Annotated in this window: 14 protein-coding genes; 8 read left to right on the forward strand and 6 right to left on the reverse strand. The window is 63.7% G+C overall.

Annotated features, from left to right (window positions below; all coding sequences use genetic code 11):
- The first annotated feature begins 366 nt into the window (after positions 1 to 366).
- Together HB860_RS11980 and glpK are read left to right on the forward strand one after the other, a co-directional pair.
- Positions 367 to 1,215: an MIP/aquaporin family protein gene (locus tag HB860_RS11980; protein ID WP_005327692.1), complete on the forward strand. Its 849-nt coding sequence runs from the start codon at positions 367 to 369 to the stop codon at positions 1,213 to 1,215.
- 41 nt (positions 1,216 to 1,256) lie between these two features.
- The gene (glpK, locus tag HB860_RS11985) at positions 1,257 to 2,759 is read left to right on the forward strand and encodes a glycerol kinase GlpK (protein WP_139435909.1); all 1,503 of its coding nucleotides are present in this window, start codon (positions 1,257 to 1,259) and stop codon (positions 2,757 to 2,759) included.
- A gap of 179 nt (positions 2,760 to 2,938) precedes the next feature.
- Here the strand turns inward: glpK and HB860_RS11990 are convergent, their stop codons facing one another.
- Complete coding sequence (locus tag HB860_RS11990; RefSeq protein WP_247626792.1) at positions 2,939 to 3,841, reverse strand: LysR substrate-binding domain-containing protein; 903 nt, start codon at positions 3,839 to 3,841, stop codon at positions 2,939 to 2,941.
- A 169-nt stretch (positions 3,842 to 4,010) separates the two neighbouring features.
- Between HB860_RS11990 and HB860_RS11995 the strand changes: the two genes are divergently transcribed.
- The 5 genes from HB860_RS11995 (at position 4,011) to HB860_RS12015 (ending at position 7,764) form a co-directional block, all read left to right on the forward strand.
- Positions 4,011 to 4,397, forward strand: coding sequence for a DUF6404 family protein (locus tag HB860_RS11995; RefSeq protein ID WP_247626793.1), 387 nt, complete (start codon positions 4,011 to 4,013; stop codon positions 4,395 to 4,397).
- Positions 4,398 to 4,423: 26 nt separating this feature from the next.
- The gene (locus HB860_RS12000; protein ID WP_247626794.1) at positions 4,424 to 4,786 is read left to right on the forward strand and encodes a VOC family protein; all 363 of its coding nucleotides are present in this window, start codon (positions 4,424 to 4,426) and stop codon (positions 4,784 to 4,786) included.
- 171 nt (positions 4,787 to 4,957) lie between these two features.
- Complete coding sequence (locus tag HB860_RS12005) at positions 4,958 to 5,248, forward strand: putative quinol monooxygenase (RefSeq protein WP_247626795.1); 291 nt, start codon at positions 4,958 to 4,960, stop codon at positions 5,246 to 5,248.
- An 88-nt stretch (positions 5,249 to 5,336) separates the two neighbouring features.
- On the forward strand, positions 5,337 to 6,140 hold the full coding sequence (gene dkgB, locus HB860_RS12010) for a 2,5-didehydrogluconate reductase DkgB (protein ID WP_247626796.1): 804 nt from the start codon (positions 5,337 to 5,339) through the stop codon (positions 6,138 to 6,140).
- 451 nt (positions 6,141 to 6,591) lie between these two features.
- A complete protein-coding gene (locus HB860_RS12015; protein ID WP_247626797.1) occupies positions 6,592 to 7,764 on the forward strand; it encodes an MFS transporter in 1,173 nt (390 codons plus the stop codon).
- A gap of 63 nt (positions 7,765 to 7,827) precedes the next feature.
- On the opposite strand, the gene cydX is transcribed toward HB860_RS12015, so the two are convergent.
- Genes cydX through HB860_RS12030 form a run of 3 tightly spaced genes read right to left on the reverse strand, consistent with a single transcriptional unit; the run spans position 7,828 to position 10,664 of the window.
- Positions 7,828 to 7,941, reverse strand: a complete 114-nt coding sequence (gene cydX / locus HB860_RS12020; protein WP_005310033.1) for a cytochrome bd-I oxidase subunit CydX — start codon at positions 7,939 to 7,941, stop codon at positions 7,828 to 7,830.
- A gap of 24 nt (positions 7,942 to 7,965) precedes the next feature.
- Positions 7,966 to 9,093, reverse strand: a complete 1,128-nt coding sequence (gene cydB / locus HB860_RS12025; RefSeq protein ID WP_247626798.1) for a cytochrome d ubiquinol oxidase subunit II — start codon at positions 9,091 to 9,093, stop codon at positions 7,966 to 7,968.
- Positions 9,093 to 10,664, reverse strand: coding sequence for a cytochrome ubiquinol oxidase subunit I (locus HB860_RS12030; protein ID WP_247626799.1), 1,572 nt, complete (start codon positions 10,662 to 10,664; stop codon positions 9,093 to 9,095). The genes cydB and HB860_RS12030 overlap by 1 nt, the downstream gene beginning before the upstream one ends.
- A 120-nt stretch (positions 10,665 to 10,784) precedes the next feature.
- Here HB860_RS12030 and HB860_RS12035 point away from each other — a divergent pair, with 120 nt between their 5' ends.
- Positions 10,785 to 12,227 (forward strand): PLP-dependent aminotransferase family protein, encoded by a 1,443-nt coding sequence (locus HB860_RS12035; RefSeq protein WP_247626800.1) that lies wholly within the window; start codon positions 10,785 to 10,787, stop codon positions 12,225 to 12,227.
- Positions 12,228 to 12,265: 38 nt separating this feature from the next.
- Here the strand turns inward: HB860_RS12035 and HB860_RS12040 are convergent, their stop codons facing one another.
- Entirely contained in the window at positions 12,266 to 12,724 is a 459-nt protein-coding gene (locus HB860_RS12040) for a GNAT family N-acetyltransferase (RefSeq protein WP_247626801.1), read from the reverse strand.
- A gap of 183 nt (positions 12,725 to 12,907) precedes the next feature.
- Positions 12,908 to 13,561: a tellurite resistance TerB family protein gene (locus HB860_RS12045; RefSeq protein ID WP_247626802.1), complete on the reverse strand. Its 654-nt coding sequence runs from the start codon at positions 13,559 to 13,561 to the stop codon at positions 12,908 to 12,910.
- Positions 13,562 to 13,697 lie beyond the last annotated feature (136 nt).

The raw sequence follows: 13,697 nt of genomic DNA on the forward strand, positions 1-13,697 counted from the left end.
AGGCTGAATTATTGCAGTTTTATTACAAAAAATGTCACCCGATGAGTGATCGCTCATCGGCCTCCAGCCCTTGCAGGGCAAGGAATGCGGCTACCCACTAAGGAGTAATGCCACCGCTAACAGTTGCTTTTCGTCACATTTTCTTAGCAATGAATGGGATCTTGTCCACATTTCCGGTGGCGGGGGTCTGGTGAATTGGCACAGAAGGTTTATTTTCTCTCTCGTCCAAGAACGAGCGCAAACGAGCATAACGTTTGCGTCAGCTCAAATAACAAGAAGAAACGTTTTCGGACGCAAAAAATGGGAATGCAAGATAACGAAACGGAACATCAAACCTACTCTGGGTGGATATAAGGAATAACAACTATGAGCATACAAAGACCCAATACCCTGCTCGGCGAGTGCCTCGCCGAGTTTATCGGCACCGGCCTGCTGATCTTCTTCGGCGTCGGTTGCGTGGCCGCCCTGGTGCTGGCTGGCGCCAACTTCGGGCAATGGGAAATCTCCATTACCTGGGGCCTGGGGGTCGCCATCGCCATCTATGTGACCGGCGGCATCTCTGGCGCCCACCTGAACCCGGCGGTGACCCTGGCGCTGATGACCTTCTGCGGCTTCGACAAGCGCAAGGTGGTGCCCTTCATCATCGCCCAGATAGCGGGTGCCTTCGCCTCCGCCGCCCTGGTCTACTTCCTCTATGGCAACCTCTTCACCCAGTGGGAACTGACCCACAACGTGGTGCGTGGCAGCGTAGAGAGCCTCGGCACCGCCGGCATCTTCTCCACCTACCCCAATGCCCTGCTCTCCAACATGCAGGCGTTCGCGGTCGAGCTGGTGATCACCGCCGTCCTGATGCTGGGCATCATGGCGCTGGGTGACAACAACAACGGCGCCCCCAAAGGCTTCGCCGCCGCCCTGCTGATCGGCATATTGATCGCGGTGATCGGCGCCTCCCTCGGCCCCCTGACCGGTTTTGCCATGAACCCGGCCCGTGACTTTGGTCCCAAACTGTTCGCCTTCTTTGCAGGCTGGGGCGATGTGGCCCTGACCGGCGGTCGCGACAACCCCTACTTCTGGGTCCCCATTCTCGGCCCCATCGTCGGCGCCCAGCTGGGTACCGCCCTGTATGTGAAAGTGCTGGCTCCCTGCGTCCCGGGCAACCGTGTCGTGACCGAAGAAGCCGCCAAGCTGTCCAATAAAGAAGAGGCCGCCGCCTAAGAGCGGTCCCTTACGTGGAAAATAAGAACGTGGAGAACATCATGTCTGCTGAAAAGAAATTTGTCGTCGCGCTGGATCAAGGTACCACCTCCTCCCGTGCCATCGTGTTCGATCAGGACGCCAACATAGTCGCGACCTCACAGCGCGAATTCACCCAGCACTACCCGAAAGCGGGCTGGGTCGAGCACGACCCCATGGAGATCTGGGCGACCCAGTCCTCCGTCTTCACCGAGGTGCTGGCCAAGAGCGGCCTGCACAGCGAGCAGATCGCCGCCATCGGCATCACCAACCAGCGTGAAACGACAGTGGTGTGGGAGAAAGCCACCGGCAAACCCGTCTACAACGCCATCGTCTGGCAGTGCCGCCGCACCGCGGCCATCTGTGAAGAACTCAAGGCCCGCGGCCTGGAAGAGTACGTGCGGGAAAACACCGGCCTGGTGCTGGACGCCTACTTCTCCGGCACCAAGGTGAAGTGGATCCTGGACAACGTGGAAGGGGCCCGCGAGAAGGCGATGAACGGCGAGCTGCTGTTCGGCACCATAGACACCTGGCTGGTGTGGAAGATGACCAACGGCGAGGTGCACGTCACCGACCCGACCAACGCATCGCGCACCATGCTCTACAACATCCGCGATCTGAAGTGGGACGAGCGGATGCTGGACGAGCTGGGCATCCCCGCCTCCATGCTGCCCGAGGTCAAGCCCTCCTCCGAGGTCTATGGCTACACCACCCGTGGCGGCGGCTCCCGCATCCCCATCGCCGGCATCGCCGGTGACCAGCAGTCCGCCCTGTTCGGCCAGCTCTGCTTCGAGAAAGGCATGGCCAAGAACACCTATGGCACCGGCTGCTTCCTGCTGATGAACACAGGCACCGAGCCGGTTCGCTCCAGCAACGGCCTGCTGACCACGGTCGCCATCGGCCCGAAAGGGGAAGTGAACTATGCCCTCGAGGGTGCGGTGTTCATGGGCGGCGCCACCATCCAGTGGCTGCGTGACGAGCTCAAAATCATCCACGATGCCCGCGATACCGACTACTTCGCGAGCAAGGTGGGGGACACCAACGGCGTCTATCTGGTGCCGGCCTTCGTGGGTCTGGGCGCCCCCTACTGGGATCCGTACGCTCGTGGCACCATGGTCGGCCTGACCCGTGGCGCGAACCGCAACCACATCATCCGCGCCGCCCTGGAATCCATCGCCTACCAGAGCCGCGACGTGCTGGATGCCATGCAGCAGGACTCCGGCATCAAGCTGGCAGCCCTGAAGGTGGACGGTGGCGCCGTGGCCAACGACTTCCTGATGCAGTTCCAGGCCGACATGATGCACACCCCTGTGGTGCGTCCGACCCGCATCGAGACCACCGCCATGGGCGCCGCCTTCCTGGCAGGTCTGGCCGTCGGCTTCTGGAAGAGCTCCGACGAGCTGGAAGACAAGTTCAGCGTCGATCGCGAGTTCATCCCCCAGATGGACAAGGCAGATCGCGCCAAACGTTACAGCGGCTGGCAGAAGGCGGTCGAACGCTCACGCCGCTGGGCCGAAGAGGAGTGATCGGGTAACCGACACCTCCTTGAGATGAAAAAAGCAAAGAGGCCGACAGCGATGTCGGCCTCTTTTTATTGGCACTGCAAACCCCCTCGGCCCCCTCCCCTTGAGAGATGGGAGAACATGACCCCTCCCCCTCGTGGAGGGGGAGGCCGGGAGGGGGTTTGGCACTGTCGGCATGCCCTCTACAACGCCTCGGCGCCGAGCTGCTCTTTGAGGAAATCGAGCCAGACCCGCAGCCGGATGTCCCGCTGGGCATCGGAGTAGAAGACCCCGTTGATGGGACGCGAGGCGCCGCTGTTGCTGCGGGCCAGCACCTCCACCAGGGCGCCGCTCGCCCTGTCCTCCCCCGTCATGAAGTCCGACAGGCAGACGATCCCCTGCCCTCTGAGCGCCAGCTGGCGCAGGGTCTCGCCACTGCTGGCCCGCAGGGTCGGGGTGATGGCGAACCTGTCCCCCTGCTCGGCGCTCAGCAGGGGCCAGTGGTTGAGGTGATCGGGGTGCAAAAATCCGAGCAGCTCGTGGCCCGCCAGCAAGTCAGCTGGCTGGCGCGGGGTGCCGCGCTTCGCAAGATAGTCGGGGGAGGCGAGCAGCCGCAGCTTGGATCGCCCGAGCGGCAGGGCCCGCAGGGAGGAGTCCGTCAGCTCGCCGATGCGAATGGCCATGTCCACCCGCCGCTCCATCAGATTGATAAAGCCCTCTGAGCTGTGCAGTTGCAGCTCTATGCCGGGATAGCGGCGGCGAAACTCGCCGATGATGGGCACCAGCCGGTGCAGGATGAAGGGGGTGGCGGCATCGACCCTCAGCACCCCTTCGGGTTGTTCCCGGCGCATCAGCAGATGGCTCTCCGCCTCGCTCATCTCGGTCAGCACCTTCACCGCCCGCTGATAGAACCAGCTCCCCTCCTCGGTCAGGCTGACCCGCCTCGTGGTGCGGTTGAGCAGCACTGTGGCGAGCTTCTCTTCGAGGCGCTTGATGCCGCGGCTCACCACCGAGTTGTCCATGCCGAGGTTCTCCGCCGCCTGGCGAAAGCTGCCCGCCTCCACCACGGCCACAAACAGGGTCAGTTCATCGGAATGGGTCTTCATTGTTGTCATCCTGGCAAGAGTCATGGGGCTTTATAGGCGCAATGGCCGGAGGTTGGCAAGGCAGGTGTCGCTTCGTATCGTGACGCACCGCCTGTTTTATCTCCGCCCTTGCCAGTACAATGCCGCCAGATGGCACCGTATGGCGCCACATCATGACAGGGACGATCTTATGACATTCGACAACAGGCTGGCCGCAGCCCATCGGGAGCTGGCCGACATGGGCGTGCAGGAACTCAACTACAATCCGCCCCTGTGCAGACTGCTGCGCAGACTGGGCCTGCGACTCAGACCGCCCCACCATGAGCGCTTTCTGGTCAACCTGCTTCCTTTTGGTCTGCCAACAGGTGCCATCTGGGGGGTGTTGATGTGGTACCTCGGCTGGCAGCATGAGGTGAGCCCGGCCTTCGCCCTGCGCCAGAGCGCCCTGTTCGGCATAGGGTTCGGCCTGCTGATGGCGACCTGGCTCTGGTTTCGGCGCAAGCAGCTCAAGCTGACCCCCTGGGACGCCTTGCCCCACTCCACTATCCGCACGCAACAGCGCTGGCAACCGAAATAACCACCGACATGGACAAGGAGACCCTTATGACCAAGGCCCATGAAAAACTGAACTATGTGGAATTTGCGGCAAGGGATCTCGCCGCGACCAAGGCCTTCTTCACCGCCGCCTTTGGCTGGCAATTTGCCGACTACGGTCCCGATTATTGCGCCTTCGAAGGGGAAGGGCTGGATGGCGGCTTCTACCGCGCAGATATGTGCTGTCACAGCCATCAGGGGGGCGCCCTGCTGGTGTTCTACAGCGCCGACATTGCGGCAACCCAGGCCAAGGTGCAGCACCATGGCGGCATCATCAACCGCCCGCTGTTCGACTTCCCCGGCGGCCGGCGCTTCCACTTTGTCGAACCCAGCGGCAACGAGTTTGCGGTCTGGTCCGAACCGGCGGCCTGATGGCGAGGGCGTCCCGGCGCCCCCTGTTGCTTTCCCTCCCTGGCCTCCTCGCCGACACCTCGCCCAGCCCATTTATTGCTGCTCTTATCTCAATAGTGTTTTGCGACTGCTGCCCTGTTTCCCCCAGTCTGCCGGGGGCATACTGACCGTCGTATTAGCAAAGAGGTGCAGATGTCATCCCCCATCACAGTGATTGCCGAGCTTGAGGCCAAGCCTGAATTTGCCGCCGAGTGTCGTGCCGCCTTGGGCCCCTTGATAGCGGCTACCCTGCAAGAGCCCGGGTGCCTTTGCTACCAGTTGCACCAGAGCCTGGAGAGCCCCCACGGCTGGATGATCCACGAGGCGTGGGAGAGCGAGGCGGCGCTCAGCGCCCACCAGCAGCAGCCCCATTTTCTGGCCTTCGTGGCCAGCACCCGGGGCTGGTTTGCCAGCACCAGCGTTCGCCGCTATCAACTAGCCTGAATCCAGCTGCGGCCTGCCCCTGCCCGCCCTGGATGCGGGGACGGGCCGACACAATATTGAGCGTAGAAACAATAACTTGAGGAATATAATGATGAAGATGCCCAACCTGGGTCTTGGTACCTTTCGCCTGAAGGATCAGCCCCTGCGCGACTCCCTGCTGCAGGGTCTGGATCTCGGCTATCGCCATATCGATACCGCCCAGATCTATGACAACGAGGCCGAAGTGGGCCGCTTGATGAGCGAAAGCGGCGTGCCCCGCCAGGATATCTACCTGACCACCAAGGTGTGGATCAGCGAGTTCGGCCCGGGCAAGGTGATCCCGAGCCTGGAGCTGAGCCTGGAGAAACTGCGCACCGACTACCTGGATCTGGCGCTTATTCACTGGCCCTCCCCCCAGGATGAGGTGCCGATGGCGGTCTATCTGGAGCAGCTTGCCGAGGCCAAGGCCCGGGGCCTGACCCGGGAGATCGGGGTTTCCAACTTCACCGTGGCCCAGCTCAAGCAGGCTATCGAGATCCTGGGGCCGGGTGCCATCGCCCACCAGCAGGTGGAGATCCACCCCCTGCTGCAAAACCGCAAGGTGGTTGAGTTCTGCCAGGAGCACGGCATCGCCATCACCGCCTATATGCCGCTCGCCTATGGCAAGGTGCTCGCCGAGCCGCTCCTGATGGAGATCGGCAAGCGCCACGGCGTCTCGGCGGCCCAGGTATCGCTGGCCTGGCTGCTGGCCCAGGGCATGACGGTGATCCCGAGCTCCACCAAACGGGAGAATCTCGCCGCCAACCTGGCTGCGCTGAAGGTCAAACTCAGCCCCGAGGAGATGGCTCAGATTGCCACCCTGGATCGAGGTGAGCGCTGCGCCAACCCGGACTTCGCACCGGCCTGGGATTGATCCCCCTCATCCCCAGCCCTTCTCCCGCCAGGGGAGAAGGGAGCAAACAGCAGTCCGGGATCTGTCTGTGACCCCCAGCGGGAGGCATCATGCCTCCCGCTTCTTCTCGTCTTCCCCTCCCCCACCCTCACCAGGCATCTGGCGCTGGACGCCATCCAGCCCTGCGCGGCCATACTGCCGCCCGTGCTGCTCCCCCAGAGCCTTCCCTTGCCCCTTTGTCCCTTGCTTCTGTGCTCCCGGCTCGCTCTGTACGCGTTGCTGCTGCGCGCTTTGTCTCTGCCTTCCGCTACTCTGCATAGCCGCTCTTGCTGCCTCAGCCACTCCTCCTTCCACGGCACCATTGCTGCTTATTTTGCAAAAGTAATTTGATGTTGCCGTCATTTTTGCCAACAAAGCTCATCGGCATACTGGCGCCATTCTCCCGTCGGGAGCCACTATCCAAGGAGTTTGTATGCCACTGGCGTTATTTGCCCTCACCCTGAGTGCCTTTGCGATCGGCACCACCGAGTTTGTGATCGTGGGGCTGATCCCCACCATAGCCGAGCAGCTCAATGTCTCGCTCCCCTCGGCGGGCCTGCTGGTCAGCCTCTATGCCCTGGGGGTGGCCATAGGCGCCCCGATCTTAACGGCGCTCACCGGCAAGCTGCCGCGCAAGTGGCTGCTGGTGGGCCTGATGGCGCTCTTCACCGCCGGCAACCTGCTGGCCTGGCAGGCACCGGGCTACGAGAGCCTGATCGTCGCCCGCGTGCTCACCGGCCTGGCCCACGGGGTCTTCTTCTCGGTGGGCAGCACCATCGCCACCGGGCTGGTGGCCAAGGAGAAGGCGGCGAGCGCCATCGCCATCATGTTCAGCGGCCTCACGGTCGCCCTGGTGACCGGCGTGCCGCTCGGCACCTGGATTGGTCAGCAGTTCGGCTGGCGCGAGACCTTCCTGGTGGTGAGCGCACTCGGGGTCATCGCCATGGCGGGCAGCCTGCTGCTCATCCCCGGCAACCTGCCAAAAGGCGCGGCCTCCAGTATTCGTGAGCAGCTTTCTGTGCTGACCCACAAGCCCCTGCTGATGGTCTATGCCAAGACGGCCCTGGGTTACGGCGGCGCCTTCACCGCCTTTACCTTCCTCGCCCCCATACTGCAGCAGGTGAGCGGCTTCGGTGCCAATGCGGTGAGCCTGATCCTGCTGGTGTACGGGGTGTCGGTGGCCGTCGGCAATATCTGGGGCGGCAAGCTCGCGGACAAGATGGGCCCGCTGCCCGCCTTGAAGCTGATGTTTGGCGGTCTGGCGCTCATCCTGCTGATGCTCACCTTCACCGCGCCCCATCCGGTGCTGGCGGTGCTCACCGTGCTGGTGTGGGGTGCCTTCGCGTTCGGCAACGTGCCGGGACTGCAGGTACTGGTGGTGAAACAGGCCGAAATCCACACCCCCAATGCCGTGGATGTGGCCTCCGGACTCAACATCGCCGCCTTCAACGTCGGCATAGCGCTGGGATCCGTGGTGGGTGGTTTAGTGGTGGATCACCTGGGTCTGATGCACACCCCCTGGATCGGGGCCCTCATCGTGCTGCTGGCCTATGGCCTGACCCACGTCAGCGAGAGGCGCGAGGCCAAGTTGGCGCTGGCGGTTTAACCTCCCACAGACGACAAGGCCGACACCCGGTGTCGGCCTCTTTCATTGGCAAGATGGCGCGGCTCAAGACTCCTTGAGATCCTCGTCGGCGGCCCAGCGCGCCTCCAGCCAGAGCAGATTGACCAGGCCGCACAGCAGCGCAAACCCCAGCCCCAAAATCCAGGTGAAATACCACATATCGAAGACTCCTCAATTCCCGTGTCAGTAAAGGCTATGGCCCTGCTGGCGCACCTGCTCGGTACTCATCTTGCCCCGCGCCACCCAGTAGACCCAGAGGGTATAGCCGATGTTGATGGGCATCAGCACGGCGACTATGCCCAGCATGATAAGCAGCGTCCGCTCGCTGGAGGTGCCATCCCACAGGGTCAGGCTGCTCGACGGATCCAGAGAGGAGGGCAGCACGAAGGGGAAGAGCGCGATGGCCACGGTCAGCATCATGGCGGCGCAAGCACCGCCACTGGCGAGGATGGCGAGCCGCCCCCGGCCAAGGGCACTTGCCAGCGTGCTCAAGAGCGGCAGCGCGAGGCCCAGGGCAGGCACTGCCCAGAGCACAGGGTATGCCACGAAGTTGCCAAACCAGCCATCCGGCGCCGTCGTCACCTGCTTCATCAGGGGGGTCAGGGCGCTGTTGAGATCCCCTATCTCCGCTATCCGGTAACCGCGCATCTGGCTGAGCCAGAAACCACCGAGGGCAAAGAGCATACTCGCCAATGGGCCGAGCCAGCGGCTCTGGCGGGCGCAGCGCGCTGCTATCACCCCCTGGGTCTTGCACTGCAGGAAGCTACAGCCATGGAGCATCAGCAGGGCCAGCCCCGTGCCCATGCAGGTCAACAGCAGCGGCCAGTTGAAATCGAAGGCGCCGTAGTGGATGCGAAGGGCCGAGTCGAAGCGAAACGGCAAGCCTTGCAGCAAGAAGCCCAGGGTCGCGCCAAACACCAGGGTCGGCAGCAAGGCCCCCATCACCAGGGCCCGGTCCCACCAGCGGCGCCACAGGGGATCCGGCAGCTTGCTGCGATAGTCAAACCCCACCGGGCGCAGGAAGAGGCCGAACAGCAGGAACATGAAGGGCACGTAGAGCGCCGAGAAGGAGGCGGCATAGACCAGGGGCCAGGCGGCGAACAGGGTACCGGCACCGGCGATGAGCCACACCTGGTTGCCCTCCCACACCGGCCCCACGCTGTTGAGCAGCACTCGCCGCTCCTCATCGGTTTTGGCCACCACGGGGAGCAGCATGCCGACCCCGAGATCGAAGCCATCCATCACCACGAAGCCGATGAGCAGGAAGAGCACCAGCCCCCACCAGATGAGTTTCAGGGTTTCGTAATCCATCAGACGGGACTCCCGTTTTTCAATACTTCACCTTGATAACGACCCGTCTGCAGGCTGGCGGGCCCTTTGCGGATCACGTGACGCAACAAGAACAGCTCCACCACCAGCAGGCTGCTGTAGATGAGGAAGATGGAGACGAGGCTGAACCAGAGTTGCCCAGGTTGCAGCAAGGAGACGGAGGCCGACACCGGCAGCACGTCGCTGATGGTCCAGGGCTGGCGGCCGAACTCCGCCACAAACCAGCCCGCCTCGATGGCAATCCAGGGCAGCGGTATGCTCCAGAACAGCGCCTTGAGCAGGCGCGGGGATTGCACCAGCTTGCCCCGGCACAGTTGCAGGAAGGCGGCGGCAAAGAGCCCGAGCAGCACCACACCTATCCCCACCATCAGCCGGAAGCTCCAGAAGAGCGGCGCCACCTGGGGGATGGAGTCGTCGACCGCCCGGGCGATGGCCGCCTCGTCCGCCTTGCCGATATCGGCGGCGTAGGGGGTCAGCAGCAGGCCGTAGCCGAGATCCGCGCGGTGGCGCTCGAAGGTGGCGCGGGCAGCGGCATTGCTACCGTCTGAGCGCAGCGCCTCCAGGGCGTCGTGGGCAAGCATGCCGCTGCGAATGCGCACCTCGTGCTGCGCCTTCAGATCTTTCAAACCCGTCACCTGCTCATCCAGGGAGCGGGTGGCGATGATGCCCATCAGATAGGGTATCTTGACCGCGGCGTGAGTGGTCTCGGCGCTCTGATCCGGCAGGCCGAACAGGGTGAAGGAGGCGGGCGCCGGCTCTGTGTGCCACTCCGCCTCGATGGCGGCGAGCTTCACCTTCTGCACCTCGCCGGTGCGATAGCCCGACTCGTCCCCCAGCACGATGACAGAGAGGATGGCCGCCAGACCAAAGCCCGAGGCGATGGCGAAGGAGCGCAGGGCGAAGCGCACCTCCATGCGACGCAGCAGATACCAGCTGCTCACCCCCATCACGAACAGGGAGGCGGCCACATAGCCCGCCGCCACCGTGTGGACGAACTTGACCTGGGCCACCGGGTTGAAGATCACCGCCGCCACGTCCACCAGCTCCATGCGCATCGTCATGGGGTTGAACTCGGCCCCCACCGGGTTCTGCATCCAGCCGTTGGCAATGAGGATCCAGAGCGCGGAGAGGTTGGAGCCAAGCGCCACCAGCATGGTCACCAGCAGGTGCTGACCCCGGGAGAGCTTGTCCCAGCCGAAGAAGAAGAGGCCCACCAGGGTGGACTCCAGGAAGAAGGCCATCAGCCCCTCCACCGCCAGCGGGGTGCCGAAGATGTCGCCGACATAGTGGGAGTAGTAGGCCCAGTTGGTGCCAAACTGGAACTCCAGGGTGATGCCGGTGGTGACCCCCATGACGAAGTTGATACCGAACAGCTTGCCCCAGAAGCGGGTGATGTCCTTGTAGATCACCTTGCCGGTCATCACGTAGGCGGACTCGGCGATCACCAGGATCCAGGACAGCCCCAGGGTGAGGGGCACAAACAGAAAGTGGAACATCGCCGTCGCGCCGAACTGTATTCGGGAGAGGCTGACCACATCATCCAGGCTTATCATGCATGACTCTCTATGTTGCATTTAACAGGCAGGTTTTCGCCCGTTAAGTACAACACGTGCCATGACACCTATAACAGATGCAGTTATAGTGAAATCTACCTATAACAGTTAGGGCGCACCATGTCCCGTTACGGTCAGCTGGCTGCCTTGTTGCAGCAGCAGATAGAGAGCGGTCTCTGGCAGCCGGGGGAGCGCATCCCCTCCATCCGCCAGAGCTGCAAGACCCATCACTTGAGCCCCATGACGGTGCTGCAGGCCTATCAGCTGCTCGAGAGCCGCGGCCTCATCCTGGCGCGGCCCCAGTCCGGCTACTACGTCAAGGCCGCCACCTCACCGCTGCCCGCCGGCACGGCCCAGCAGGCCCGCTACAGCGGCTCGGTGGACATCAACGATCTGGTGTTCGAGGTGTTGCAGGCGAGCAAATCCCGGGAGCTGGTGCCGCTGGGGCTCGCGGTGGCGGATCCCGCCCTCTTCCCCCACCCCCAGCTCGGCCGGGCGCTGGCGAGCTGCATGCGCCGCCTCGATCCCTTCAGCACGGTGGCAGATCTGCCTCCCGGCAACGAGGCGCTGCGCCGCGCCATCGCCCAGCGTTACGCCAGCGACGGCCTGGCGGTGGACCCCCAGGAGATCATCATCACCACAGGCGCCATGGAGGCGCTCTCCTTAAGCCTGCAGGTGCTGACCGAGCCTGGGGACTGGGTGGTGGTGGAGTCCCCCACCTTCTACGGCGCCCTGCAGGCCATAGAGCGGCTCAAGCTCAACGTGGTGGAGATCCCCGTGATCTCCGGGGTGGGCATCGATCTCGCCCTGCTCACCGAGGCCCTCGCCCAGCGCCCCATCAAGGCGTGCTGGCTGATGGGCAACGTGCAGCATCCCCTCGGTCACACCATGCCGGATGGCCACAAGCAGGCACTGATGGCGCTGCTCAACGCCCATGAGGTGCCTCTGGTGGAGGACGACGTCTACGCCGAGCTCTACTTTGGCCGCGAGCGCCCCAGCCCCATCAAGCGCTGGGACGCCCGGGGCGACAGCCTGCTGTGCGGCTCCTGGACCAAGTGCCTGGCGCCGGGCTTTCGGGTCGGCTGGGTGGTGGCCGGATCCCATGCCGAGCGCATCCAGCGGCTGCAACTGATGTCGACGCTGTCCACCAATGTGCCGAGCCAGCTGGCGCTCGCCGACATGCTGCGCCAGGGCGGGGTGGATGCCCATTTTCGCCGCCTACGCCACACCCTGGCCCAGCGCCAGCAGCAGATGCGGGCGGCTCTGCTGCGCCTCTTCCAGGACGAGGTGCATATCTCGACCCCGGACGGCGGCTACTTCCTCTGGCTGACATTCGACGCGCGCCTCGACAGCCGGGCCCTCTATGCCCAGGCGCTGGCCAGCGGCTTCTCGTTGGCCCCCGGCGCCCTGTTCTCGAGCCAGGGCCAGCACAACCACTGCCTGCGCCTCAACAGCGCCCATCCCTGGAGCCCGGCGCTGGAGGCCGCCCTCACCCGGCTGGCGGCCCTGGTTCACCAGCAGCTCGCCCCCCATCGGCAGGCCAACGACAAGGCCTCATCATGACGAAGCCTTGTGGACTGGCTCGCCGCAGTAGGGGAGCCTTATCTGGCGTAAGTCTCGGACTGGCGCTTGAAGCCAAGAGACTCGTAGAGCGATCTGGCCCGCGCATTGAATGACATGACTTCCAGCTTGATCTGGCTGGCATCATGGGCCTTGGCCCAACCATCACAATGGGCGATCAGCGCCTTGCCTATGCCACGGGATCTGTGGTGTTCATCCACCACCACAGTCGTGATGCGGCAGACGGGCAGCGTGGTGAGAAACGGGACGGTTTCATTGATGTCGATCCTGGCGCTCAAAAAACCCACCACCAATCCCTCCACCAGGGCGACACAAAACAGCCGCCCCTCGCTCTGGATGGCGTCCAGCAGAAACGCCCGCTGCCGGGAAGAGGGAGGGCAGAACACCTCGGGAGCCTGCTCGAAGTGGATCTGCCCTATCTGCCGATCCAGTTCGACGATGGCGTCGAGATCCTGCTCGGTTGCCTTGCGTATTTCCAATGGGTGCTCCTTGCCTGTGGTTGATGACCTCACCCCAGCGGCCTGGGGAAAAAACCATCATAGGAGGAGTCGGCCCCAAGATGAAGCGCCGAATGTATCCCTTCATGGCAGGGGTTCACCGGGGGCACCAACGACAAGGCCCCATGACGGGGCCTTGTGAACAATCCTGATGGCAGCACGGGCTCAACCCGGTGCGCCCAGCTGGGCCACCTGGCGTTCTATGCTGGCTTTCAGGTTGTCATCGAGTTTCAGGGCTCGGGCCAGTTCGTCGAGATAGCCGCGCTCCATGAAGTGATCCACCTCGACGGCGAGCAGGGAGGTGAGATAGACCTCGGTGGCCTGCTCCATGTCGGTCACTTCCCGGGCCAGGGCTTGCGGATCCAGCGGACGGGCCAGCTCGGCGTCAATCCAGCGGGCGGCATCGGGTTGGCCCTGCTCGGTCAGGTACGCCTGGATCTTCTGGCGCTCGGCGGCGTCGATGTGGCCGTCGGCCCGGGCCGCCGCCACCATGGCGCGCACCAGCAGGCTGGCGCGGGCATCCAGTTCGGCGCCCGCCAGCTCGTTGAGGGGATGGGGCGTGCCGGTAGCAGGCGCACTCTGGTTCTGCTGCCAGTCCTGATAGAGCTTGTAGGCCAGCCCGCCGAGGGCCGCCGCCCCGCCCACCGCCGCCACCTTGGTGCCGTACTTGCGCATCTTCTTGTTGCCAAGCAGCAGCGCCATGGCCCCGGCGGCCAGCCCCCCCTGGGCCATGCCCTTCATCTGGGCCTTGCGCGTGTCGCCGCCATCGTTGAGCCAGCCCTTGCCAGCTCCCATCAATTGCTCCAGCATCTGTTTCATGGGGCCTCCTCATTTGCATGAGATGCCATGCTGGGCCGCCGCCGCTGAACTCAAGGTGAATGGATGTTCCAGCCCCGGCTGTTGCGACGGCTCCTGCTCGTGGCGGGTTCATCTGGTTGGATGAGTCCTGGTCGCT

This window comes from Aeromonas genomosp. paramedia (assembly GCF_023093515.1).
In the GTDB taxonomy this organism is placed as follows: Bacteria; Pseudomonadota; Gammaproteobacteria; order Enterobacterales; family Aeromonadaceae; genus Aeromonas.